Annotated in this window: 25 protein-coding genes; 12 read left to right on the top strand and 13 right to left on the bottom strand. The window is 52.8% G+C overall.

The features are described 5' to 3' along the window. Positions 1–45: 45 nt before the first annotated feature. Both ACOXYR_RS21845 and ACOXYR_RS21840 read right to left on the bottom strand, forming a co-directional pair. Positions 46–1455: a carbohydrate porin gene (locus ACOXYR_RS21845; protein ID WP_108477062.1), complete on the bottom strand. Its 1410-nt coding sequence runs from the start codon at positions 1453–1455 to the stop codon at positions 46–48. A 382-nt stretch (positions 1456–1837) separates the two neighbouring features. After that, positions 1838–2386: a helix-turn-helix domain-containing protein gene (locus ACOXYR_RS21840; protein WP_421356554.1), complete on the bottom strand. Its 549-nt coding sequence runs from the start codon at positions 2384–2386 to the stop codon at positions 1838–1840. 102 nt (positions 2387–2488) lie between these two features. Here ACOXYR_RS21840 and ACOXYR_RS21835 point away from each other — a divergent pair, with 102 nt between their 5' ends. Both ACOXYR_RS21835 and ACOXYR_RS21830 read left to right on the top strand, forming a co-directional pair. Beyond that, the gene (locus ACOXYR_RS21835) at positions 2489–3154 is read left to right on the top strand and encodes an AzlC family ABC transporter permease (protein WP_108477064.1); all 666 of its coding nucleotides are present in this window, start codon (positions 2489–2491) and stop codon (positions 3152–3154) included. Continuing rightward, positions 3154–3477 (top strand): AzlD domain-containing protein, encoded by a 324-nt coding sequence (locus ACOXYR_RS21830; protein WP_108477065.1) that lies wholly within the window; start codon positions 3154–3156, stop codon positions 3475–3477. Before ACOXYR_RS21835 ends, ACOXYR_RS21830 begins: the two co-directional genes overlap by 1 nt. 42 nt (positions 3478–3519) lie before the next feature. On the opposite strand, the gene ACOXYR_RS21825 is transcribed toward ACOXYR_RS21830, so the two are convergent. Beyond that, on the bottom strand, positions 3520–3732 hold the full coding sequence (locus ACOXYR_RS21825; RefSeq protein WP_108477066.1) for a YdgH/BhsA/McbA-like domain containing protein: 213 nt from the start codon (positions 3730–3732) through the stop codon (positions 3520–3522). A 128-nt stretch (positions 3733–3860) separates the two neighbouring features. Beyond that, positions 3861–4652, bottom strand: coding sequence for a formate dehydrogenase accessory sulfurtransferase FdhD (gene fdhD / locus ACOXYR_RS21820; RefSeq protein ID WP_373300361.1), 792 nt, complete (start codon positions 4650–4652; stop codon positions 3861–3863). A 462-nt stretch (positions 4653–5114) separates the two neighbouring features. Between fdhD and fdnG the strand changes: the two genes are divergently transcribed. From fdnG to fdhE, 4 genes are read left to right on the top strand one after another with little or no spacing between them, the layout of a single operon-like run. After that, a complete protein-coding gene (gene fdnG, locus ACOXYR_RS21815; RefSeq protein WP_189624127.1) occupies positions 5115–8165 on the top strand; it encodes a formate dehydrogenase-N subunit alpha in 3051 nt (1016 codons plus the stop codon). Positions 8166–8177: 12 nt separating this feature from the next. Continuing rightward, on the top strand, positions 8178–9080 hold the full coding sequence (gene fdxH, locus ACOXYR_RS21810) for a formate dehydrogenase subunit beta (protein WP_108477068.1): 903 nt from the start codon (positions 8178–8180) through the stop codon (positions 9078–9080). Next, positions 9077–9712, top strand: coding sequence for a formate dehydrogenase cytochrome b556 subunit (gene fdoI / locus ACOXYR_RS21805; RefSeq protein ID WP_015966543.1), 636 nt, complete (start codon positions 9077–9079; stop codon positions 9710–9712). Before fdxH ends, fdoI begins: the two co-directional genes overlap by 4 nt. Next, positions 9709–10638: a formate dehydrogenase accessory protein FdhE gene (gene fdhE / locus ACOXYR_RS21800; protein WP_421356555.1), complete on the top strand. Its 930-nt coding sequence runs from the start codon at positions 9709–9711 to the stop codon at positions 10636–10638. Before fdoI ends, fdhE begins: the two co-directional genes overlap by 4 nt. Before the next feature lie 133 nt (positions 10639–10771). Here fdhE and nadS read toward each other — a convergent pair whose 3' ends face one another. Together nadS and ACOXYR_RS21790 are read right to left on the bottom strand one after the other, a co-directional pair. Continuing rightward, positions 10772–11062, bottom strand: a complete 291-nt coding sequence (gene nadS, locus ACOXYR_RS21795) for a NadS family protein (RefSeq protein WP_421356556.1) — start codon at positions 11060–11062, stop codon at positions 10772–10774. Continuing rightward, the gene (locus ACOXYR_RS21790) at positions 11063–11374 is read right to left on the bottom strand and encodes a type II toxin-antitoxin system RelE/ParE family toxin (protein WP_108477091.1); all 312 of its coding nucleotides are present in this window, start codon (positions 11372–11374) and stop codon (positions 11063–11065) included. 229 nt (positions 11375–11603) lie between these two features. On the opposite strand from ACOXYR_RS21790, the gene ACOXYR_RS21785 reads away from it, so the two are divergent. Genes ACOXYR_RS21785 through ACOXYR_RS21775 form a run of 3 tightly spaced genes read left to right on the top strand, consistent with a single transcriptional unit; the run spans position 11604 to position 13098 of the window. Then, positions 11604–12512 (top strand): alpha/beta hydrolase, encoded by a 909-nt coding sequence (locus tag ACOXYR_RS21785; protein WP_421356557.1) that lies wholly within the window; start codon positions 11604–11606, stop codon positions 12510–12512. A gap of 60 nt (positions 12513–12572) precedes the next feature. Next, on the top strand, positions 12573–12815 hold the full coding sequence (locus ACOXYR_RS21780) for a type II toxin-antitoxin system ParD family antitoxin (protein WP_113858287.1): 243 nt from the start codon (positions 12573–12575) through the stop codon (positions 12813–12815). Further along, positions 12808–13098 (top strand): type II toxin-antitoxin system RelE/ParE family toxin, encoded by a 291-nt coding sequence (locus ACOXYR_RS21775; protein WP_113858286.1) that lies wholly within the window; start codon positions 12808–12810, stop codon positions 13096–13098. Before ACOXYR_RS21780 ends, ACOXYR_RS21775 begins: the two co-directional genes overlap by 8 nt. Here the strand turns inward: ACOXYR_RS21775 and fabY are convergent, their stop codons facing one another. The 5 genes from fabY to typA form a co-directional block, all read right to left on the bottom strand. Then, a complete protein-coding gene (fabY, locus tag ACOXYR_RS21770) occupies positions 13099–14040 on the bottom strand; it encodes a fatty acid biosynthesis protein FabY (protein ID WP_158529134.1) in 942 nt (313 codons plus the stop codon). Between the two features lie 44 nt (positions 14041–14084). Then, positions 14085–14522, bottom strand: coding sequence for a D-aminoacyl-tRNA deacylase (gene dtd, locus ACOXYR_RS21765; RefSeq protein WP_108477074.1), 438 nt, complete (start codon positions 14520–14522; stop codon positions 14085–14087). Next, positions 14519–15385 carry a virulence factor BrkB family protein gene (locus ACOXYR_RS21760; RefSeq protein ID WP_421356558.1) on the bottom strand — a complete coding sequence of 289 codons (867 nt, stop codon included), beginning with the start codon at positions 15383–15385 and terminating at the stop codon, positions 14519–14521. The genes dtd and ACOXYR_RS21760 overlap by 4 nt, the downstream gene beginning before the upstream one ends. Continuing rightward, positions 15379–15978 carry a glucose-1-phosphatase gene (gene yihX / locus ACOXYR_RS21755; protein WP_189624132.1) on the bottom strand — a complete coding sequence of 200 codons (600 nt, stop codon included), beginning with the start codon at positions 15976–15978 and terminating at the stop codon, positions 15379–15381. Before yihX ends, ACOXYR_RS21760 begins: the two co-directional genes overlap by 7 nt. 247 nt (positions 15979–16225) lie before the next feature. Then, positions 16226–18049, bottom strand: a complete 1824-nt coding sequence (gene typA / locus ACOXYR_RS21750) for a ribosome-dependent GTPase TypA (protein WP_108477077.1) — start codon at positions 18047–18049, stop codon at positions 16226–16228. A 380-nt stretch (positions 18050–18429) separates the two neighbouring features. On the opposite strand from typA, the gene glnA reads away from it, so the two are divergent. From glnA to glnG, 3 genes are all read left to right on the top strand, one after another. Continuing rightward, complete coding sequence (gene glnA / locus ACOXYR_RS21745) at positions 18430–19839, top strand: glutamate--ammonia ligase (protein WP_015966560.1); 1410 nt, start codon at positions 18430–18432, stop codon at positions 19837–19839. Between the two features lie 193 nt (positions 19840–20032). Further along, on the top strand, positions 20033–21082 hold the full coding sequence (glnL, locus tag ACOXYR_RS21740; RefSeq protein WP_421356559.1) for a nitrogen regulation protein NR(II): 1050 nt from the start codon (positions 20033–20035) through the stop codon (positions 21080–21082). 9 nt (positions 21083–21091) lie between these two features. Then, positions 21092–22501, top strand: coding sequence for a nitrogen regulation protein NR(I) (gene glnG, locus ACOXYR_RS21735; RefSeq protein ID WP_108477078.1), 1410 nt, complete (start codon positions 21092–21094; stop codon positions 22499–22501). 73 nt (positions 22502–22574) lie between these two features. Here glnG and hemN read toward each other — a convergent pair whose 3' ends face one another. Both hemN and yihI read right to left on the bottom strand, forming a co-directional pair. After that, complete coding sequence (hemN, locus tag ACOXYR_RS21730; protein ID WP_421356560.1) at positions 22575–23948, bottom strand: oxygen-independent coproporphyrinogen III oxidase; 1374 nt, start codon at positions 23946–23948, stop codon at positions 22575–22577. Positions 23949–24261: 313 nt separating this feature from the next. Continuing rightward, positions 24262–24768 (bottom strand): Der GTPase-activating protein YihI, encoded by a 507-nt coding sequence (gene yihI / locus ACOXYR_RS21725; RefSeq protein ID WP_189624134.1) that lies wholly within the window; start codon positions 24766–24768, stop codon positions 24262–24264. Positions 24769–25314: the final 546 nt, after the last annotated feature.

The raw sequence follows: 25314 nt of genomic DNA, 5'->3' as shown, positions 1-25314 counted from the left end.
GCCTGCAATGCAGGCTTTTTTTATGTATGCGGATTTGAACAAAGATTAGAAATAATATTTAAAGCGAACGCGTGCGCCGTAACGATCGTCGTTTTCGGTGTAGCCGTCAGCATTACTATTATCGCTATTGATCATTGAGTAATATGCGCCGAGATAAACGTTGAAGTTTTTCATATTCATCACATTCGGAATCAAATAAGACGCGTGAATAGTGTGAATATCGTAGGTACCTTCGTTATAAATCCAGTCGTCATCATCGTGTTTAATCAGGCCAGCATAATCATCGATGGTGTTATGCGCATAAACGTAACCCAACTCAAAGTTTCTCCACAGGGCGTTAACCGCCGCAGTGAAATCTTTTTCGTTGTTGGCATCCAGGTATGCGGTGTTCAGGTTAACCACAATGCCATTTTCTGGATCGGTTTTTTGACCGTTCCAGGTCATGGTTAAGCCATAGCCGGTACGGTCAGACTGGTCGATAATCTCGCCATTTTTTCCTTCATAACCATATGCGCCATCAACAACGTTGGATTCCATCGCCGCAGAAACCGTAAATTCATCCTGGGTATAAGCGACAACCGGACGCATATAGATAACGTTTTTCTGTTGCACCATCTCACGGCCATGGTAGGAATGTTTCCCATCATTTTCGCTATACAGAGACGTACCATCTTCAAACAGGGTGTTAAGCTCGAAGTACCAGTTATCAAGCTGTTTACTCATCAGGAAGTTACCACCGGCATCAGAACGACCGCGACCTTCTTTCATCATATAGATATAACCGCTACCGTCGTCGTACAGATCATTGGCGGTGTTGCCTGAATGCTCAACAAAGGTATCCTGATTGAGGGGGAACATATCGTAGGCTTCGAAACGGCCAACTTTAATTTTCCAGTCGTCCTGACGGCCAAAGAAGAATACCGCATCATCGATATTGACCACGCCTTCCATATCACCCAAAGGCTGAGCCGAGAAGCCAGCATAGTAACCATCACCTAACTGGCGAGTACCGTCAAAGCCAAGCAGAATACGGCCATTCAGGTTCCACTGTTCGTTGGAGTCGTCTGGCTTAAAATTACCGTTAGTTGCCGCCAACACGCCGTGCTTACTTTCAGCATCCATGTTGAATTCCACGTCGCCGTAGAATTTGATGTCGCCATACCCTGTCAACGTCAGCGTTGGTTTAGACGCATTTTTTGCCGTCTCTTCCGCAGGCTGCTGCCCATTTACAGGAGTATTTCCCTGAGCGGCCTTGATTTCTTTAATTTCAGCGGCCTGCTGTACCTGTAGCTGCTGAACTTTATTTTCTGCCTGCGTCGCACGGTTTTCGGCCGCTTCAAGACGGTTTTCCAACATCTCCAGACGCTGTTCCAGCGTCATAGAATGGGTTTTTGCTACACCTGCATTTGCCACCAACAACAGCCCAATGGCGATAGATAATGTTGTTTTCTTCATTATTCGCTTTCCTTGAGATAACTAATAATTAGCAAAGCTCTGCGCGATTTTATTCATCTATTTTATATCACAGTGATGAATATTCTTTTATTAGAGTCCCGGACGCGAAATAACGTAACTACATCAATTCTTTTGATTAGGCCTTCCACGTCTCAAGAGCTAATAAATATTAGTCAAATAGTTCCTTAAGTAAACGCAAAGAACGTTGAGATCGTGAGCGAGATAACACTGAAAACAAATTTAAATAAGCGAGTGATTATTAATATTTCCTAAATTTATTAATTTTAAAATTCAATAAATAACTCATATAAATAAAATGAATTATTATTTTACTATAATAGGTGAAATATATAATTGTGCGCACAGACGTACGCACGACGAGTTAATTTTGCTCGGCGACCAGAATCGCCAGGGTATCAGGTTCCAGCGCTTTGAAGATATGTTCCTGATTGCCGGGGTAACAGATGTAATCGCCAGCGCTTAACTCTTCCGCAGCGTCCGTTAGCCCCACCAGCGCACGCCCTTGCGTCACAATGATATGTTCGACCGAACCGACAGGATGGGGTTGCGAGATACGATCGGCGCCCGGCTGCGTCGTCAGCAGGTAAATATCGCGACGCGCGCCCGGTGGGCAGGTCGCCAACAGCGTCGCCTGATAGTTCGCCTGCTCTGCCAGCACTTTCACTCCTTCGCCCCGACGAATGACCTGCGTTTTCTGCACCTGTGGTTCCAGCAGGCGGCTGAAGGGGATATCCAGCGCCACGCAGAGCGACCACAGCGTTTCCAGGCTAGGATTACCATTCCCTGCTTCGAGCTGGGAGAGCGTCGATTTCGCAATGCCGGCACGGCGAGCGATTTCCGCCAAAGACAGCCCTGTTCTCATACGCTCGCGTACCAGACTCTTTGCGATCACGCTGATTGGCTGCGTCATAATGCCACTTCCTTATCCTATTGATCGAACGGATTGATTATCTTGAAAAGCCCCTTCGTTGCGTTCATTATAATGGAAACTCGTTCGATATAGCCAACAATCATGTTTAAAAAACATTTCGGTTGCCTGAAAAGCGACACCTTAAAAGCCATATTCCTGGTCTGTCTTGCCGTCGGGATCGTCGCGGTTTCCTACGGCTCATTGGCAATGGCATACGGTTTTCCGCTATGGGTGCCGCTCATTCTTTCACTCACCGTACTGGCGGGCGCATCTGAATTTATGTTTATCGGCATTGTTGCCAGCGGCGGTAACCCACTTGCAGCAGCCGTGGCGGGATTGTTGGTCAACGCACGTCATTTCCCGTTCGGTATCACCGTACGCGATCTGGTGGGTAAACGCATACTGAGCTTTCTCGGCTGCCACATTATGAATGATGAAAGCGTCGTTTTCGGCCTGTCACAGCCGACACCAGAACAGCGTAAAGCCGCGTTCTGGCTATGCGGGCTGGGCGTCGCTTTCGTTTGGCCGGCAGGAACGTTGCTGGGCGCGGGCGTCGGAAAACTGCTTCCCTCTCCGGAGACTATCGGCCTGGATGCTGTTTTCCCGGCCATTCTGCTGGCGTTAGTGCTTCCGGCACTGAAGAAAAGTAAAACGTCGCTTATTCGCGCATCCAGCGGAGCAGCCATATCACTGGCTTCCGTACCTTTCGCGCCGGTCGGCTTACCCGTCCTGCTCTCAATGCTCGGCTTACTGGCGAGGAAAAAATAATGGGTGACACCACGCTGATTATTCTTGGGATCGCTCTACTTTCTGCGGGCACCTATTTAATGCGCCTGGGCGGTGCGAAGCTGGGTGGACGATTGCAGTTCTCTGAGCGTTCTCAGGCATTGTTATCCGATGCCGCAACCACGTTGTTATTTGCCGTGGCGCTGGCGACGACCTTTTATGAAGGTGAACATTTTGCCGGTCTGGCACGCGTTCTGGGTGTGGGATTTGCGGTATTTCTGGCGTGGCGAAAGTGCCCGTTAATCGTGGTGATTTTCGCGGCGGCGATCGTCACGGGGTTGCTGCGGTTGGCGGGAATACATTAAAAAAAAGCGCCCCGAGGGCGCTCTTTCGACAATAACGTTGGCTTATTTATTCAGTTCGGCGGTCATGTGCACGCGGTTACCGGTAAAAGCCTGAGTAATTTTGTAAGACGATGCGCCAGCCTGTTCAGCTTTTGCGGCGATTTTTGCTTCAGCGCCGTCGAGTGTGGAAGCCGTTGCGGTAACAGTCTGTGCAGCGAAAGAACCAAAAGAAGCAGACAGAGCGATAACAGCGACAAAAGTTTTGATGCTTTTCATGATATAAACCCTTTCACTTAGTTGTTTGAGTAAGGCACCGTGCCTTGATGTGATAAATGATAGGTCGATTCATCACCAACTGAAAGCGGAAGGATTTGCCAGTCTTAGTCAAAATTTTTGATTAATAATTATTCACCCATTAATCGCTGCGGATGCGTATAAATCGTCGCTCTGCCCGGTTTGCAAAAACCCACCAGCGTCAGGTTGCAGCGTTCGGCCACTTCCACAGCAAGCGTCGTCGCGGCAGAGACGGCGAACAGGATCTCGACGCCACACATGGCGGATTTCTGCACCATCTCATAGCTGGCGCGGCTGGAAACCAGTGCGGCGCCATGCTGCCAACGATCGCCCTCTTTCGCACGATGGCCCAGCAGTTTATCCAGCGCCACATGACGTCCCACATCTTCATGCCCGCCAATCAACTCACCTGAAGGCATAACCCAGGCCGCAGCGTGCGTACAGCCGGTTTCGCGGCCTACGGGCTGCACATCATTTAAATGTCTGAGCGCATGATCGAGATGAGAAAGGTCGAACGTCTGCGTAAAAGGCAGCGGCTTGATGGGTTTACCGATATCGTTGAGCTGCTCAACGCCGCAGACACCGCAGCCGGTACGCCCGGCCAGCGCGCGGCGACGTTCTTTAAGGCCCATAAAACGGCGGCTGGAGAGATCGATTTGCACTTCCAGGCCGTTGCAGGCCTGAGTGACTTCGATTCCAAAAATTTCACGCGGGTGCTCAATAATGCCTTCTGAAAGCGAAAACCCGATGGCGAAAGCTTCCAGATCTTTCGGTGTCGCCATCATCACGACGTGAGAGATGCCGTTGTAGACCAGGGCAACGGGAATTTCTTCAGCAAGAATATCCTGAGTGGGTTGCATAATCTGTGGCCTTCTGAAGACAGAACGCTCGACGGCACCGATAAGCTGCGACGATGGTTTGACTTCATCTTTAACATTAAACACGGCAATTACTCTGAACAACGACGGAAAAGGAGAGGCGTCTATTCCATCACATCCGGAGGGAATCAGGGCTTATTATGGATCAAGTTTCTGGTGCAATAACACTCAATCTTCAGTTTCGCTCATCCTTTCTTAGCAAAAACGCCGTGAAAAAATAATTACCACCAATGAGTTAACCACGTTAAACGCATGGTATTTTTTGCACGCAATTCGCTTTAAATGCGATCAACATCACAATTCAATGTTAATGCGCGCAAATTCTGTTCACTCGCCGTTAACCGCATTGGAACAAGCCTACCGAAATTGTGGTATTCTGAGTCAACGCCCTCCAGGAGCTGAGGACGCTAACTATTCAGCATCTTTGCGGCGCACGCGGCGAAGAAAAATTACAAGCAATGACAATGTCGAAACAAGGAGCGAACCATGCAGGTCAGCAGAAGGCAGTTCTTTAAGATCTGCGCTGGCGGTATGGCAGGCACCACGGCAGCAGCGCTGGGATTTGCCCCCAGCGTTGCACTGGCGGAAACGCGGCAATATAAGCTGCTGCGCACCCGTGAAACCCGTAACACCTGCACATATTGTTCCGTCGGCTGTGGGCTGTTGATGTACAGCCTCGGCGATGGCGCAAAAAACGCTAAAGCGTCCATTTTCCATATCGAAGGTGACCCGGATCATCCGGTAAACCGTGGTGCGCTCTGCCCGAAAGGCGCAGGCCTGGTGGATTTCATCCACTCCGAAAGCCGCCTGAAATTCCCGGAATATCGCGCGCCAGGCTCCGATAAATGGCAGAAAATTAGCTGGGATGAGGCATTTGACCGCATCGCGAAGCTGATGAAAGAAGACCGCGACGCCAACTACGTTGCGCAGAACGCCGAAGGCGTGACCGTTAACCGCTGGCTCTCCACCGGGATGCTGTGTGCATCCGCGTCGAGCAACGAAACCGGCTATTTAACACAAAAATTCTCCCGCGCGCTGGGTATGCTCGCGGTCGACAACCAGGCGCGTGTCTGACACGGACCAACGGTAGCAAGTCTTGCTCCAACATTTGGTCGCGGTGCGATGACCAACCACTGGGTCGACATCAAGAACGCCAACCTGATCGTGGTGATGGGCGGTAACGCCGCTGAAGCTCACCCTGTAGGGTTCCGCTGGGCGATGGAAGCGAAAATTCACAACGGCGCGAAGCTGATTGTGATCGATCCTCGTTTCACGCGTACAGCGTCGGTGGCCGACTTCTATGCGCCGATCCGTTCCGGTACTGACATTACGTTCCTGTCGGGCGTGATGCTGTACCTGCTGAACAATGAAAAATTCAACCGCGAATACACCGAAGCCTATACCAACGCCAGCCTGATCGTGCGTGAAGATTTTGGCTTTGAAGATGGCCTGTTCACTGGCTACGACGCGGAAAAACGCAAGTACGATAAAACCAGCTGGAACTATGAGCTGGATGAAAACGGCTTCGCCAAACGTGATACCACCCTGCAACACCCTCGTTGCGTGTGGAACCTGCTGAAAACGCACGTTTCCCGCTATACGCCGGACGTGGTTGAGCAGATTTGCGGTACGCCGAAAGCCGACTTCCTGAAAGTGTGTGAGTACATCGCAGAGACCAGCGCGCATGATAAAACCGCGTCGTTCCTGTATGCCCTTGGCTGGACACAGCACTCCATCGGCGCGCAGAACATCCGCACCATGGCGATGATCCAGTTGCTACTCGGCAATATGGGCATGGCAGGCGGCGGCGTGAACGCCCTGCGCGGTCACTCCAACATTCAGGGGCTAACCGACCTTGGCCTGCTGTCACAAAGCCTGCCGGGCTACATGACGCTGCCAAGCGAGAAACAAACCGACCTGCAAACCTACCTTGCCGCCAACACGCCGAAACCGCTGCTGGAAGGTCAGGTGAACTACTGGGGCAACTACCCGAAATTCTTCGTCTCGATGATGAAAGCCTTCTTTGGCGACAAAGCGACGAAAGAGAACGACTGGGGCTTCGACCTGCTGCCTAAGTGGGACAAAGGCTACGACGTTCTGCAATATTTCGAGATGATGAACCAGGGTCTGGTGAACGGTTATATCTGCCAGGGCTTCAACCCGGTGGCGTCGTTCCCGAACAAAAATAAAGTGGTCGCGTCACTGTCGAAACTGAAGTTCCTGGTGACCATCGATCCGCTCAATACTGAGACGTCCACCTTCTGGCAGAACCACGGTGAGTCGAACGATGTCGATCCGTCGAAGATTCAGACTGAAGTGTTCCGCCTGCCATCGACCTGCTTCGCGGAAGAGAACGGCTCGATCGTCAACTCTGGTCGCTGGTTGCAGTGGCACTGGAAAGGCGCGGACGGCCCGGGCGAATCCATCACCGATGGCGAAATCCTTGCCGGTATTTTCCTGCGCTTACGCAAGATGTATGCCGAACAGGGCGGCGCGAACCCGGAACAGGTGCTGAGCATGACGTGGAACTACTCCACGCCGCACGAGCCGAAGTCCGAAGAAGTGGCGATGGAAAGCAACGGTAAAGCGCTGGCCGATATTATCGACCCGGCAACCGGTGCGGTGCTGGTGAAAAAAGGCCAGCAGCTCAGCACGTTTGCGCATCTGCGCGATGACGGCACCACCTCAAGCGGTTGCTGGATCTTCGCCGGAAGCTGGACGCCGGAAGGCAACCAGATGGCAAATCGTGATAACGCCGATCCGTCAGGCCTCGGTAATACGCTGGGATGGGCATGGGCGTGGCCGCTCAACCGCCGCATTCTGTATAACCGTGCCTCCGCCGACCCGCAGGGGAATCCGTGGGATCCAAAACGCCAGATTCTGAAATGGGATGGCGCGAAATGGGGCGGGATGGATATTCCTGACTACAGTGCCGCCGCACCTGGCAGCAACGTTGGGCCGTTCATCATGCAGCCGGAAGGGATGGGTCGCCTGTTTGCCCTCGATAAGATGGCAGAAGGTCCGTTCCCGGAACACTACGAACCGTTTGAAACGCCGCTGGGGACTAACCCGCTGCACCCGAACGTTATTTCCAACCCTGCCGCCCGTATCTTTAAAGGCGATGCAGAAGCGCTGGGTAAAGCCGATAAGTTCCCGTATGTGGGTACCACTTATCGCCTGACCGAGCACTTCCACTACTGGACCAAGCATGCGCTGCTCAATGCCATCGCACAGCCGGAACAGTTCGTGGAGATTGGCGAGAAGCTGGCGAATAAACTCGGCATTGCCCATGGCGATACCGTGAAGGTTTCCTCCAACCGTGGCTACATCAAGGCCAAGGCGGTAGTGACCAAACGTATTCGCACGCTGAAAGCGGACGGGAAAGATATCGATACCATCGGTATTCCAATCCACTGGGGCTACGAAGGGGTTGCGAAGAAAGGCTTTATCGCCAATACGTTAACGCCATTCGTCGGTGATGCGAACACGCAGACGCCGGAGTTTAAGTCCTTCCTCGTAAACGTGGAAAAGGTGTAACGGAGACGACCTATGGCTTATCAATCGCAAGATATTATCCGTCGTTCCGCGACTAACGGTTTCACCCCCGCGCCTCAGGCGCGGGACCACCAGCAGGAAGTGGCGAAGCTTATCGACGTGACCACCTGCATCGGCTGTAAAGCTTGTCAGGTGGCGTGCTCAGAGTGGAACGACATCCGTGATGAGATCGGCAGTAACGTTGGGGTGTACGACAACCCGGCGGATCTGACCGCCAAATCCTGGACAGTGATGCGCTTCTCGGAAGTGGAGCAGAACGACAAACTGGAATGGCTTATCCGCAAAGACGGCTGTATGCACTGCGCGGATCCGGGCTGCCTGAAGGCGTGCCCGGCGGAAGGCGCTATCATTCAGTATGCCAACGGCATCGTCGACTTCCAGTCTGAACAGTGTATTGGCTGCGGCTACTGCATCGCGGGCTGCCCGTTCAACGTGCCGCGACTGAACCCGGAAGACAACCGCGTCTACAAATGTACGCTGTGCGTTGACCGCGTGAACGTCGGGCAGGAACCGGCCTGTGTGAAAACCTGCCCAACCGGCGCTATCCACTTTGGTTCCAAAGAGGATATGAAAACGCTGGCGGGCGAACGCGTCGCCGAGCTGAAAACCCGTGGTTATGACAACGCTGGCCTGTACGATCCGGCAGGCGTTGGCGGTACACACGTGATGTACGTGCTGCACCACGCCGACAAGCCGAATCTGTACCACGGCCTGCCGGAAAACCCGGAAATCAGCGCCACGGTGAAATTCTGGAAAGGTATCTGGAAACCGCTGGCGGCGGTCGGTTTTGCCGCAACGTTTGCAGCGAGCATCTTCCACTACGTCGGTGTCGGCCCGAACCGTGCGGAAGAGGAAGAAGACAATCTGCATGAAGAGAAAGACGAGGTGCGCAAATGAAACGACGTGACACCATCGTGCGCTACACCGCGCCGGAACGTATCAACCACTGGGTCACCGCCTTCTGTTTCATCCTGGCGGCGGTGAGCGGGCTGGGGTTCTTTTTCCCCTCCTTCAACTGGCTGATGCAAATTATGGGGACTCCGCAACTGGCGCGTATTCTGCACCCGTTTGTGGGCGTCATCATGTTTGCCTCGTTTATCATCATGTTTTTCCGTTACTGGCACCACAATCTAATCAATCGGGATGATATCTTTTGGGCGAAGAATATTCGTAAGATCGTCGTCAACGAGGAAGTGGGTGACACCGGGCGTTATAACTTCGGCCAGAAATGCGTATTCTGGGCGGCGATTATCTTCCTGGTCCTGCTGCTGGTAAGCGGTGTGATTATCTGGCGTCCGTACTTTGCGCCTGCTTTCTCAATCCCGGTGATCCGATTTGCGTTAATGCTGCATTCATTTGCCGCAGTAGCGTTAATTGTGGTTATCATGGTGCATATCTACGCCGCCCTCTGGGTGAAAGGCACCATTACCGCGATGGTGGAAGGATGGGTTACCCGTACGTGGGCGAAGAAACATCACCCGCGCTGGTACCGTGAAGTCCGCCAGAAACAGGAAAAGTCATCTGAATGAGTATTCGCATAATCCCGCAAGATGAGCTGGGTTCGAGCGAGAAACGCACGGCGGAGTATATTCCGCCGTTGTTATTCCCCAGACTCAAGAACCTCTACAACCGCCGCGCCGATCGTTTGCGCGAGCTGGCCGAGAACAATCCGCTGGGTGATTACCTGCGCTTCGCGGCGCTGATTGCCCACGCGCAGGAAGTGGTGCTGTACGACCATCCGTTACAGATGGATCTTACCGCGCGCATTAAAGAAGCGAACGACCAGGGCAAGCCGCCGCTGGATATTCACGTTCTGCCGCGCGATAAGCACTGGCATACCCTGCTTCGCTCAATGATTGCTGAGCTGAAACCGGAAATGACCGGGCCCGCATTAGCGGTGATCGAGAATCTGGAAAAAACGTCTGAGCAAGAACTGGAGCAGATGGCCAGCGCGCTGTTTGCATCTGACTTTGCGTCCGTGAGCAGCGATAAAGCGCCATTCATCTGGGCGGCGTTGTCGCTCTATTGGGCGCAAATGGCCAGCCTGATCCCCGGTAAAGCCCGTGCAGAATATGGCGAACAGCGCCAATACTGCCCGGTATGCGGCTCAATGCCGGTCTCCAGCGTGGTGCAAATTGGCACGACGCAGGGCCTGCGTTATCTGCACTGCAATCTGTGTGAAACCGAGTGGCACGTGGTGCGCGTGAAATGCAGCAACTGCGAGCAGAGCCGCGATTTGCACTACTGGTCTCTTGATAACGAACAGGCGGCGATCAAAGCGGAAAGCTGCGGCGACTGCGGCACTTACCTGAAGATTCTGTATCAGGAAAAAGACCCGAAAGTGGAAGCCGTCGCCGACGACCTCGCCTCACTGGTACTGGATGCGCGTATGGAGCAAGAAGGGTTCGCCCGCAGCTCTATTAACCCGTTCCTGTTCCCGGGAGAGGGGGAGTAAACTTTCTGCATTATCGGGCGGCGAAAGTCGCCCGATTTCGGACCATCACGAAACTCCTGTACAGGCGGCACAATACCGCTTTCACATGAGTTCTGAATGCCTCTGTTTTCTGCTTGCCATATCTTTCACTTCCTTATCGACTCAGCGCCTGAATAACATGCTGTGGATCGTTAGCAATCGCACGCAGCAATGCTTTCGCGGGCCCGGTAGGCGAACGGCGACCTTGTTCCCAGTTACGCAGAGTATCTACACTGACGGATATCAGTTCAGCAAACTTAGATTGAGATAAACCAGATGCATGACGAATCTCTTTAATTTTAAGCGAATCAATGTGAAAAACCCTGGAAGGTTTACGCTCACCAGCAACAATCTCATTCATCTGAGCCATGCTTTGGGCTAACCGCTCAAACAACGCTTTATCCATCTACCACCTCGCATTTAACATTCGCAGCATCGCCTTTTCCTGGGCGGTAAGATCATCTTTAATTCCTTTTTTATAGATTAGGAGGAATCGGATCTCACTTTCTGAAGCGCGATAATAGTAAATAACGCGCACGCCGCCCCGCTTTCCTGTTCGCTCCGCTACCCACCGAATTTTTCGCAAACCGCCCGTTTCTGGAATGATGTCGCCATGATGAGGATTTAATGTAAGAAAAATCTGGAGACGACCGTATTCATCGTCATTCAATAGCTTTTGAACATCTTCAGTAAAAAAATCCGTTTCGATGAAGATCATAATAATACGCCATTGGCTTAGAGTAACAACCATTTAATGTACGCCATTGACGTACACCATTCATTGAATAGCCTACCGCCCTGGAACCAGCAAAACCACATTCCCGCGCTCACTATTTCCCTTCTGCGAGCCGCTTTCCAAAATTCATACTTATCGCCTTCCCCCTCTTCCCATCAGCGAAAAGCCAGCGTATAAAACTGTACATTCATACAGCAAAAAGGATTTCAACATGGTGCTGGAAAAAGGTATCGCTGAGCAGGTTGAGGCGTTTATTGCCGCGGGCCGCCCGTCTGCTCGACAGCAGAGTATTGATGACCGGAGGGCGGGCTATCTCGCCAGTACGGCCCTGGCGGGTGAAACAGAGTCATTCGTCTCTATCCAAACCATTGAGCTGGAAGCGATGACGTTTCGTGTCTATTCACCACTACAAAGCCCGGCCCATCTCCCGACGGTTATTTACTACCACGGCGGCTGTTTTATCAGCGGTGGCTTTGCAACTCACGATAATCAACTGCGCCAGTTGGCGGTGCTTGGTGGATGCCGGGTGATTGCCGTTCAGTATCGGTTAGCGCCTGAGTACACCTTTCCCGCTGCGCATGATGACGCACAGCGGGGAGCGGAGCTGGTGTGGGAACATGCCGGGTTATTTGGCATTGATAAAGACCGCGTTACCCTTGCTGGCGACAGCGCTGGCGGGCATCTGGCGCTGGTCACGGCGCTGAGACTTAAAGCAGCCGGTAGCTGGCGACCCAGGCAGCTTATCCTGATTTATCCCATGGTGGATGCAACAGCGCACTTCGAAAGCTATGTTCGCAACGGAAAGGATTACATCATCACCCGCGATACGTTGCTTAGCGGCTATGAAATCTATCTACCGGGAGTGGATCGGCGCCATCCGGAGGCCAGCCCGCTGTGGCGAGACGATTTCGGCGGCCTGCCGCCCGTGCATATCATCACGGCGGAATTTGATCCGCTGTGTGATGAAGGAAAAGCGCTGTACCAGCGAATGACGGAACAGGGCGTGGTGTGCACCTGTCAGCAGTATCTTGGGGTGATTCATGGCTTTTTCCAGTTGGGTGGGGTAAGTCGTGCCGCGAGGGATGCGGTAAGGGATGTGGCGTATCGTGTGGGGAGGTAATTCCCTGTCATGTTTATCAGTGCTATCTTGTGTTAATAGATAACACAACAGGATATGAGTATGCCCAGAACGACCAGTATTACCATTGGCGACCAACTTGACCATTTCATTACCAAAATGATTGAGAGCGGCCGTTACGGCTCCACCAGCGAGGTGGTTCGATCCGCGCTACGCCTGCTTGAAGAGCAAGAGTTACGAAATGTTCAACTTCGCGAGGCGTTGGAAGAGGGACTCAATAGCGGTGAGAGTTCACTCACGCTAGGTGAAATAGCAGCAAGGAAGAAACGCGATTTAAATGTATAAACTTTCAAATCGAGCAGCTGACGACTTTGGTTCAATCTATGAATACACATGGCGTCAGTTTGGTTGCGAACAAGCAGACAAATATACCCACGAGCTGGATCTGTTTCTTAACTTGCTGGCAAAAAATCCCAAGGCTGGGCGCGATGTCTCCGAAATTATTAATGGGGTTCGTCGGCATGACTATCGCTTACATGCAATCTTTTACCGACAGTCGGATGTTGGCATTTTCATCATCCGCATACTGCATCAAAAAATGAACCCCTTTCTCCATCTGAGCGAGTAGCTACTCCTCCTCATTCCCCCCTTCTTCATACGCACCAAACGGCTTCGCGGGAAGCACAATGAAAGTCCCGTCAAACACGGCTCCGAGTTTGTCATCACCGGACAGCTCCACCAGCAACTGCACGCGCGCTTTACGGCCTCGCGCTAATCGGTCCAGATCGCCGCTCAGTGAACCGAGATCGGCCACCGCCTGCGGTTTGCCGCTGATGGGATGGCTGTAACGGATATGCGCATCGGCAAGGATGATAGTGCCGCCCAGGTGTCGTTCACGCAGCATCAGCCAGATAAGGCCCCAACCGGTAAGCGTTGCCAGCGAAAACAAGCTTCCGGCAAACAGTGTATGGTGCGGATTTTGATTGCCCGTCTCCGGCATGGTGGTGATAAATTTCTGCCCGGTATACTGCTGAATGCGCACGCCCATTTTTTCACTGAGGGGGATATGCTCATACCAGGCTTGCTGAAGCTGCCCACACCAGTCGCCGCGATGCAGAATGTCATCCAGCGAAGCCACCGGTTTGATCATCAGAAAATGGCGAATGGGCGTAGTGGTGGGTGTAGTGATTTCGCCCTGATTCACAAACCCCAGCTTGGCAAAGAACTCAACCGCATCTTCACGCGCGCTACAGGTTACGCGCTTCACACCTTCCTGACGTGCGACGGACTCCAGCGTCATCGCCATCAGCGTGCCGAGGCCCTTATCCTGCACGGACGGATGCACCGCCATAAAACGAATCGAGGCTTCAAAATCAGCATTGATGTAGAGCCGCCCGATCGCGACCAGATTGCCCTCTTCATCCACTACCATTTGGTGGTGAGCCATCGCATCCCAGGCGTCACGCTCAGAACCTTTCGGCTGATGAAGGGGTTTACGCAACATCTCCCAGCGGAACTGATAGTAGCGGTCTAACTCTTCTTCCGTTTGCGGCACTCGAAGGTGATACATAGCAGCACTCTCTTTTGTCGCCCGTAACCTCACTGGAAGTTGGTTCATACCTGTAACCAGAAGGTAACGGGGCCATCATTGACCAGCGAAACCTGCATATCGGCAGCGAATCGCCCGGTTTGGGTGTTCATCTCTTGCTGGCGACAACGCTCAACGAAGTATTCATACAGCGCTTCCGCTCTCTGCGGCTCTGCGCCTTTAGAGAAGCTCGGACGCATACCGCGTTCGGTATCGGCCGCCAGCGTAAACTGCGACACCACCAGCACGCTTCCGCCCGCCTGCTGCACGTTGAGATTCATCTTGCCTTCCGCATCACTGAAGATGCGATAACCCAGCACACGCTCGCACAGGCGGTTGGCTTTTTGTTCGTCGTCATCCTTTTCGACACCTAATAACACTAAAAGTCCAGGCCCGATTTCGCCCGTCACTTCATCCGCCACGGTGACGCTGGCCCGGGTTACGCGTTGAATCAATGCAATCATGGTTGGTCTGCTTCTTGTTGTTCTGTTTTAAGTTTTCGGTATTCCCCGAGAGTGACAGTTATTTCCGCCCCAAGCAAGACGATACACCAGGTCCAGTAGACCCAGACAAACAGGATAGGCACAACGGCGAGCACGCCGTAAATTAGCTGATAGGAAGGGAACGCGGTGATATATAACGCAAACGCTTTTTTGCCAAGCTCGTAAAGCACTGCCGCCACCAGCGCACCGATAACCGCATCGCGGTTCGGCACACGCGTCGTCGGTACCACGCTATAGAGCAGCCAGAAGGAGATCCACGATAACAGCAGCGGAAAGATTCGCAGTGCGTTATCCACCGCGCTATTGAACTCGCTCGCCCAACGCAACGATAGCAGGTATGAGCTAATCACCAGACTAGCCCCTGCCAGCAATGGCCCAAGCGTAAGGATCATCCAGTAAATCGCAAACGAATAGACCTTTGGCCGCACGCGCTTGCTGCGCCAGATGGTATTCAGCGCGCTATCAATGGAGTACATCAGCAGCAGCGCCGTGACAATCAGCCCGCAGGCCCCGACCGCTGTCATACGGTTGGAATTGGCGACAAACTGCTCAATGTAGCGCTGAATAACGTCACCGGTAGCCGGAATAAAATTGGCGAAAATAAAGTGCCGAATCTGAACGCTGACTTCGGAAAACATTGGAAAAGCGGCGAACAACGCAAACACGACGGCCACCAGCGGTACCAGTGAGAGCAACGACACATAGGCCAGATTCCCGGCCAGCGTCGTCATATTATCTTCGTCAATACGCCGCCAGAGGAACTTCCCCCACGCCACCAGTGACCGGGTATGGTGAATCGTTTTTTGATGAACGGTTTTTAACATAACTGCTTCGTAAAATAGCGAGGTATTGTCTCTTTCCCCGTTACCAGGATAGAGGTGATCCCCAATTGATTGGCTCCCTCTATATTATCGGCATTATCATCAAAAAAGACCGTATCAGCGGCAGAAAAACCTTCTGCTTCAAGCACCCGCTGGTAGATACGCGCTTCCGGTTTACGCATCCCCATCTCTTGCGACAGATAAACATGGTCCGCCGCGGCGTGAATTTCCGGGTATTCATCCGGCCAGAACGTGGTATGCAGCCGGTTGGTATTAGAGAGAACCACCACGCGATGCCCCTGCTCGCGCAGTTTATGCATGATCTCAATCACCTCCGGGCGCAGCGAAACAAAAATCGCCTGCCAGCCATGGGAGAACTGCTCATAGCTCAACGGTAAATCCATTTCATGGCAAATCGCCTGTGCAAAAGCTTCGTCAGTGATTTCACCGCGTTCGTGCTGATGAAAAGCCTCGCCCATGGTGAAACTCTGCTTGAGCGTGGCCAACGGCACACGGGTCAGATCGCTCCACGCGCCAAAAACGCGGTTGAAGTCGATATCGACAATCACATTACCTAAATCAAAGATATAGAGCATTTTTGCCTCCTTTCTCGCCGTGGAAAATTAACTGTAGCGGGAAAGGAGTAGTTTGACTATGGCGTATACAGGATAAGTGTGAGGCCATTATCCTAAAAAATAATGAACATTCAGCGTGTAATCACGCCTCTATCAGAGACAGTAGCCCTTGCCTTCAAAAGGGGATTATAAATGCGCTTGCCGTGACGTGAAGGCAAAAAAAAAACCTGCCATCGCTGGCAGGTTTTTCATGCGTGGAAGAGGAGAATTACTCTTCTTTCGCACCGCGCATTGCACGTTTACGGTCGTTCTCAGTCAGGTGACGTTTACGGATACGGACGGAAGTTGGGGTAACTTCTACCAGTTCGTCGTCATCGATGAACTCAAGCGCCTGTTCCAGCGTCATTTTAACCGGCGGAACCAGAACCGTTGCTTCGTCAGTACCAGACGCACGCATGTTGGTCAGTTTCTTACCGGTCAGGCAGTTTACAGTCAGGTCGTTAGAACGACTGTGAATACCGATGATCTGACCTTCATAAACTTCTGCACCGTGACCCAGGAACAGCTTACCGCGGTCCTGCAGGCTGAACAGTGCGAATGCAACCGCTTTACCCTGACCATTGGAAATCAGTACGCCGTTCTGGCGCTGACCCACATCACCCGGACGAACATCGTCGTAGTGGCTGAAGGTGGAGTACAGCAGACCGGTACCAGAAGTCATGGTCATGAATTCTGAACGGAAACCGATAAGGCCTCGGCTTGGGATCACGTAGTCGAGACGTACGCGGCCTTTGCCATCTGGATTCATGTTTTTCAGGTCGCCTTTACGCTCACCCAGAGCCTGCATTACAGAACCCTGATGTTGCTCTTCAACGTCCAGCGTTACGTTCTCGAACGGCTCTTGTTTACGGCCATCGATTTCGCGGAAGATAACTTTCGGACGGGAAACCGCCATTTCGAAACCTTCACGACGCATGTTTTCGATCAGAACAGACAGGTGCAGTTCACCACGACCAGACACGCGGAATGCGTCAGCATCCGGCGTTTCTTCGACGCGTAGCGCCACGTTGTGAACCAGTTCTTTGTTCAGACGATCAAGGATCTGGCGAGACGTGACGTATTTACCTTCTTTACCGCAGAACGGAGAGGTGTTGACGCAGAAGAACATAGAAACGGTCGGTTCATCAACGGACAGGGCCGGCAGCGCTTCCACATTTTGCGTGTCGCAAATGGTGTCAGAGATGTTCAGCTCACCCAGACCGGTGATCGCAATGATGTCACCCGCTTCAGCGATATCGCTGTCGATACGCTCCAGACCCAGGTGAGTCAGAACTTTACCGACTTTACCGTTACGGGTTTTACCTTCGCTATCGATGATGGTGACTTGCTGGTTCGGTTTGATTTTACCGCGTTTGATACGGCCGATACCGATAACACCAACATAGCTGTTGTAGTCCAGCTGGGAGATCTGCATCTGCAGAGGGCCGTCGAGATCGACGTCCGGTGCAGGAACATGGTCAACAATCGCCTGATACAGCGGGGTCATGTCTTCTGCCATGTCTTCGTGATCCAGACCCGCGATACCGTTCAGCGCAGAGGCGTAAACGATCGGGAAGTCCAGCTGTTCGTCGGTCGCATCCAGGTTAACGAACAGGTCGAATACCTGGTCAACAACCCAGTCAGGACGCGCGCCAGGACGGTCAACTTTGTTGATAACAACAATAGGTTTCAGGCCATAGGCAAAGGCTTTCTTGGTCACGAAGCGCGTCTGCGGCATCGGGCCGTCAAATGCGTCAACGACCAGCAGCACGGAGTCTACCATGGACATTACACGTTCAACTTCACCACCGAAGTCGGCGTGCCCTGGGGTATCAACGATGTTGATACGGTAGTCATTCCATTTGATAGCGGTGTTTTTCGCGAGGATGGTAATCCCACGCTCTTTCTCCAAATCGTTGGAGTCCATCACACGCTCTTGAGTTTCGGCACGTGCATCAAACGTACCGGATTGCTGCAGCAGCTTATCAACCAGGGTAGTTTTACCATGGTCAACGTGCGCGATGATGGCGATGTTACGCAAATTTTCGATCACAACTTTGCCTCGGGCATTAGAAATAGCGCGTTATTGTACACGGATTAATCGCAGTACAAAACAGGATCACAAACATCCTCCGCAAACAAGTATTGCAGAGTTCCTTTGTGATCGCTTTCACGGAGCGAAAAAAGGGCACCTTAACGCAAATTGCACCAATATGGTGCTTTATGTTCACATACAAGCACTATACTGGTGCAATGACACCATCGTGGTGCAGCCCTTTTGCACTATGATGCGCATGATAGCGCCTTTTGGGGGTAATTTAAAAGTTGGCACAGATTTCGCTTTATATATTTCAGGGCAACAACGCCACTTTTAAGAAGTGTTTGAAGACCTCGTTACCACGACGACAATGACAAATCCGGGAGATGTAAAGTATGTCCGCTGAACACGTTTTGACGATGCTGAATGAGCACGAAGTGAAGTTTGTCGATCTGCGCTTCACCGATACCAAAGGTAAAGAACAGCACGTCACTATCCCTTCCCATCAGGTTAATGCTGAATTCTTTGAAGAAGGCAAAATGTTTGACGGCTCCTCTATCGGCGGCTGGAAAGGCATTAACGAATCTGACATGGTTCTGATGCCGGACGCATCTACCGCACTCATTGACCCGTTCTACGAAGAACCGACACTGATTATCCGCTGCGATATCCTGGAACCAGGTACCCTGCAGGGCTATGACCGTGACCCGCGCTCCATCGCGAAACGCGCGGAAGAATACCTGCGCTCTACTGGCATCGCCGACACCGTACTGTTCGGGCCAGAACCAGAATTCTTCCTGTTCGATGACATCCGCTTCGGCGCATCCATTTCCGGTTCTCACGTGGCTATCGACGATATCGAAGGCGCGTGGAACTCTTCCACCAAATACGAAGGTGGTAACAAAGGTCACCGTCCAGGCGTGAAAGGTGGTTACTTCCCGGTTCCGCCGGTCGATTCCTCTCAGGACATCCGTTCTACCATGTGTATGATCATGGAAGAAATGGGCCTGGTTGTTGAAGCTCACCACCACGAAGTGGCAACGGCGGGCCAGAACGAAATCGCCACCCGCTTCAACACCATGACCAAAAAAGCGGACGAAATTCAGATCTACAAATATGTGGTTCACAACGTTGCGCACCGTTTCGGTAAAACCGCGACCTTCATGCCAAAACCAATGTTTGGCGATAACGGCTCCGGTATGCACTGCCACATGTCTCTGTCCAAGAACGGCGTAAACCTGTTCTCTGGCGACAAATATGCAGGTCTGTCTGAGCAGGCGCTGCACTACATCGGCGGTGTTATTAAACACGCGAAAGCGATCAACGCCCTGGCGAACCCGACGACCAACTCCTACAAACGTCTGGTTCCGGGTTATGAAGCGCCGGTTATGCTGGCTTACTCTGCGCGTAACCGTTCCGCATCCATCCGTATTCCGGTTGTTACCAGCCCGAAAGCGCGTCGTATCGAAGTGCGCTTCCCGGACCCGGCAGCTAACCCGTACCTGTGCTTCGCAGCACTGCTGATGGCTGGCCTTGACGGTATCAAGAATAAAATCCATCCGGGCGAAGCAATGGACAAAAACCTGTATGACCTGCCGCCGGAAGAAGCGAAAGAGATCCCACAGGTTGCTGGTTCTCTGGAAGAAGCACTGAAAGAACTGGATCTGGACCGCGAGTTCCTGAAAGCCGGTGGTGTGTTCACTGACGAATCCATCGATGCTTACATCGCGCTGCGCCGTGAAGAAGATGACCGCGTACGTATGACGCCGCACCCGGTAGAGTTCGAGCTGTACTACAGCGTTTAATTTACGTTAGTCATTCTCCGCCCACTTCTTGTCGCCGCTTGGCGGCAAGAACAAGCTGAGTAAGTTGTTGCCGTGGAACGTTTAGCCCATCTCTGGATGGGCTTTTTTCTCCACGAAAACGCGTAGTTAGCGCCTTTTTCCCGTCCATCCAGCTATAATGCACTAAAACAGTGCAATCAAAGGAGACTGCTAAATGGCAACCGGCGCGCTGCCCGATGCTGGGCAGATCCTCAATTCTTTAATTAATAGCATTCTGCTGGTCGATGATGACCTGGCGGTGCATTACGCTAATCCTGCGGCGCAGCAACTGCTGGCGCAAAGCTCACGAAAACTGTTCGGTACGCCATTACCGGAACTGCTGAGCTATTTCTCATTAAATACCGGTTTGATGCAGGAGAGCCTGCAAACGGGCCAGGGCTTCACGGATAACGAAGTGACGCTGGTGATCGACGGACGCTCGCATATCCTCTCTCTGACGGCCCAGCGGCTGCCTGACGGCTTTATTTTGCTGGAGATGGCCCCGATGGATAATCAACGTCGTCTGAGCCAGGAGCAGCTCCAGCATGCGCAGCAGATTGCGGCGCGCGATTTAGTCCGTGGCTTAGCCCATGAGATAAAAAACCCACTCGGTGGCTTACGCGGCGCGGCGCAGCTTTTAAGCAGAGCACTGCCCGACCCGTCGCTCACTGAATACACCAAGATGATCATTGAGCAGGCCGATCGCCTGCGCAACCTGGTCGATCGTCTGCTGGGGCCGCAACAGCCGGGGATGCACGTAACCGAAAGTATCCACAAAGTGGCCGAACGCGTCTTTTCGCTGGTGTCGATGGAGCTGCCGGATAACGTGCGGCTGGTGCGTGATTACGACCCGAGTTTGCCGGAGTTACCGCACGATCCCGACCAGATTGAACAAGTATTACTGAATATTGTTCGCAATGCGTTGCAGGCGTTAGGGCCAGAAGGCGGCGAAATCATTCTGCGCACGCGCACCGCATTCCAGCTAACGCTGCACGGTGAGCGCTATCGCCTGGCGGCACGCATTGACGTTGAAGATAACGGGCCGGGTATTCCGTCCCATTTACAGGACACGCTGTTCTATCCAATGGTGAGTGGCCGCGAAGGCGGCACCGGGCTGGGTTTATCTATCGCCCGCAGCCTGATCGATCAGCATTCCGGCAAAATTGAATTTACCAGTTGGCCAGGCCATACCGAGTTTTCGGTTTACCTGCCAATTCGAAAATAAGGTGTGTTTATGCAACGAGGGATAGTCTGGGTCGTAGATGACGATAGCTCCATCCGTTGGGTGCTTGAACGCGCACTCACCGGGGCGGGCTTAAGCTGTACCACATTTGAGAGCGGCAACGAGGTGCTGGACGCACTCACCACCAAAACGCCGGACGTGCTGCTGTCGGATATTCGTATGCCTGGCATGGACGGCCTTGCGCTGCTCAAGCAGATTAAACAGCGCCATCCGATGCTCCCGGTCATCATAATGACCGCCCATTCGGATCTGGATGCCGCCGTTAGCGCGTATCAGCAGGGTGCATTTGATTATCTGCCTAAACCGTTTGATATCGATGAGGCTGTAGCGCTGGTTGAACGTGCCATCAGCCACTATCAGGAACAACAGCAGCCGCGCGACGTGCCCGCATTCGGGCCTACTGCCGATATTATCGGTGAAGCACCGGCGATGCAGGACGTCTTTCGCATTATCGGGCGACTCTCCCGGTCATCAATAAGCGTGCTGATTAACGGCGAATCCGGTACCGGTAAAGAGCTCGTCGCGCATGCGCTGCATCGCCACAGCCCACGCGCGAAAGCGCCGTTTATCGCTCTGAATATGGCGGCGATACCGAAAGATTTAATTGAATCTGAACTCTTTGGCCACGAGAAAGGCGCCTTTACGGGCGCGAACACCGTCCGTCAGGGACGTTTTGAGCAAGCTGACGGCGGCACGCTGTTTCTCGACGAAATTGGCGACATGCCCAACGATGTACAAACACGTCTGCTGCGCGTGCTAGCCGATGGGCAGTTTTATCGCGTCGGCGGCTATGCGCCGGTAAAAGTGGATGTGCGCATCATCGCGGCGACCCACCAGAACCTGGAATTGCGCGTACAGGAGGGGAAATTCCGCGAGGATTTGTTCCACCGCCTGAACGTGATTCGCGTGCACCTGCCGCCGCTGCGCGAGCGTCGGGAAGATATTCCGCGCCTGGCGCGCCACTTCCTGCAAATTGCCGCACGCGAACTGGGCGTAGAAGTCAAACTGCTGCATCCGGAAACCGAGGCGGCACTGACGCGTCTGGCGTGGCCGGGCAACGTGCGCCAGCTGGAAAATACCTGCCGCTGGCTGACGGTGATGGCCGCAGGCCAGGAAGTGTTGATTCAGGATCTGCCGAGCGAACTGTTTGAAACCACCGTTCCGGATGGTACGACCCACACGCAGCCGGATAACTGGGCGACGCTGCTGGCGCAGTGGGCCGATCGCGCGTTGCGATCCGGTCATCAAAATCTGTTATCGGAAGCACAGCCGGAAATGGAGCGTACGCTGCTGACAACCGCTCTGCGTCATACTCAAGGGCATAAACAGGAAGCCGCGCGTTTGCTGGGTTGGGGACGTAATACCCTGACGCGGAAGCTGAAAGAGCTGGGGATGGAGTAGCGCAGCGTTGCGCCGGATGGCGCTTCGCTTATCGGGCCTACAAACAACGAGGCGTTGTAGGCCCGGTAATAGCTTAAATCACGCGTGAGAACTGCTGCATCCGCGCTTTCTGCCGCAGATAAGCATCGAAGCACATGCAGATATTACGAATCAACAGACGACCTTTTGGCGTCACCTGGATTCCTTTTTCATCCACATCCACCAGCCCATCTTTCGCCAGCGGCGCCAACAGTTTTAAATCTTCTGCAAAATAGTCAGCAAAATTCAAATCCCACTGCTGCTCAACCGCGGCGTAATCCAGGCGAAAATTACAAATCAGCGCTTTAATCACATCACGACGAATGCAGTCATCGCGCGTTAAAGCAATCCCACGCCACAGCGCATCGCCGCGTTCATCGACCTGCTGATAGTAGAGCTTCAGCTCTTTCTGGTTCTGGGCGTAGCAGTCGCCAATCATACTGATGGCGGATACACCCATACCGAGCAGATCGGTATCGCCCTGCGTGGTGTAGCCCTGGAAGTTACGATGCAACACACCTTCACGCTGAGCAACGGCCAGCTCGTTATCCGGGCGGGCAAAGTGATCCATGCCGATAAACTGGTAACCGGCGTCAGTGAGCGACGCGATCGTTTCCTGCAGGATATCCAGCTTCTGCTGAGCAGTCGGTAAATCTGCATCTTTAATTTTACGCTGCGCGGCAAACAGCGTCGGCAGGTGCGCGTAGTTGAAGACGCTCAGGCGATCCGGGTTCAGTTCCGCCACGCGTTTAAGCGTAAAGGCAAAGCTTTCCGGCGTCTGTTTTGGCAGGCCGTAGATCAGGTCAATGTTGGTTGAGGTGAAGCCAATCTCGCGGGCGTGATTCAGCAGTGCAAAGATAAACGCTTCGTCCTGCTCGCGGTTCACCAGACGCTGAACCTCTTTGTTGAAGTCCTGCACGCCCATGCTCAGGCGGTTAAAGCCTTCGGCACGCAGATGGTCGATCACGTCCAGTTCGATTTCACGCGGATCAACTTCAATAGAGATCTCAGCGTCAGCGGCAAAATGGAAGTTCTCACGCAGCAGCGTCATCAGGCGCGTAATTTGCGCTTTGTTCAGATAGGTTGGCGTGCCGCCGCCCCAGTGCAACTGGGTGACATTGCGCCCGGTGAACAACGGTGCGCGATGGCGAATTTCCTGCTCCAGCGCGTCGAGATACTGGTCAGCTTTATGCTGCTGGCGTGTGACAATTTTATTGCAGCCGCAGAAATAGCAGAGTTTGTGGCAGAACGGGATATGCACGTACAGCGACAGCGGCCGCTCAGGATATCGCGCAACCGCATTCAGAAATTCGCTCTCGCCAAACGCGTCGGAAAACTCCAGCGCGGTGGGATACGAAGTGTAACGTGGCCCGGAATAGTTATATTTCTGGATCAGGGCCAGATCCCAGTCGATTAACTGCACAGACATGCTTACTCCTTCCAGTGACGTCGCTAACGACGACGGCGTGCCGGCCTGGCTCCTTGTTGAGCCATTAGCCGGTTGCGCAGCCGTTTTTGACGCCGCGACAACCGTTGTAGTTTAACGAATAACCACACCAGATAACATATAACCAGAAGGGTTATACACGTCACCATTCACATTGCCTCTGTGTTGGCTGCGTGCTTTCGCCCCCGTCACGTACTTTTGTACGCTCCTTGGGACTCACTCGCTTGCCGCCTGGACGCACTGTGAATGCTTTTGTGTCTATAAGCAGGGCCGGGAAACCAACTGCGTGCAAACGTTAGTTTCCGCCCTTAAGCAGACGCATCATGTCTTCCTTGCCCTCTTCTTCCTCTTCTTCTTCGTCATCGTCGTAGGAGAGGCCAAGCTGCTGCATCAGTTCGTCGATTCTGTCCAGTTTGGCATCGACCCAGCTTTGCTCTTCAGCATTCAGTTTTCCGCCTTCTTCCAGGCGCTCCAGCAGCGCATCCAAACGCTCATCCGTTTCTAACTGCTCCAGCTCAGCCTGCGGTGAAAGCATAGGTTTCTCACTTTTTGGTTTTTGCTGACGAGGGGTTGTCTGCGCAGCGGTAACGCCCAGCTGAACAGGTTTTTTACTGCCAATACGGGGATCTTTTTCCTGACCTTTTTGGCTTGCGCGACCCGATTCACCGCCACCATTTGCACGGCTGCCCGGCGTATGGCCACGATGCTTCTTCTGGCGCTTACGATCGCGCGCTTCCTGGTCCAGTTCTTCACGGGTTTTGCGGCGCGTTTTGGCACGCGGTGCAGATGTTGGTTTTTTCATGGTGTTGTCTTATGGCCGTTTTATTCAGTATAGAATTGAGGCGGAATCTAGCAGAATACCAACAAAGAAAAAAGGCGACAGAGTAATCTGTCGCCTTTTTCTGACTCTCCACCCTCAACGGGCGCTACATTCCATGTTAGCTACCGACACACCCTGTCTTTCCTTTAGCCTGGAACAATCCCTGTACTGCTCCATTTCCTTTCGCTACGTCTCCGGACGTTTGTCATCCTGACAATCCTAAGTCTTCGCCTCCTGGCGCTCCTGACCCTCATCCTGAGTTAGAAATCCTTCCGGCGTCCTCGCCAATGAGTGATACTTTACCTTGTTGAGCTAAACTAACAAGCAGCGAAACGGCACATAAATATAAAATCAGAGTTTTCCCCAACATTAACTCTATGATTTATCTATTTTTAGCGATTTTTTCTTCTCAAACTTCTCTGAAAATTCGCATAGGGACTATGGGCAATATCTCACAAACTGTAGGGGTTTTGCTTACATCCTGTAGACTCGCTGAGGAAAATCAGCCTTTTTTTACCGATCGGGTAT

The sequence above is a fragment of the Pseudocitrobacter faecalis genome (assembly GCF_965231525.1).
Taxonomy (GTDB): Bacteria; Pseudomonadota; Gammaproteobacteria; order Enterobacterales; family Enterobacteriaceae; genus Pseudocitrobacter; species Pseudocitrobacter faecalis.
The sequence above is the reverse complement of the archived record's forward strand: the minus strand, read 5'-3'. Positions and strand labels throughout refer to the sequence as shown.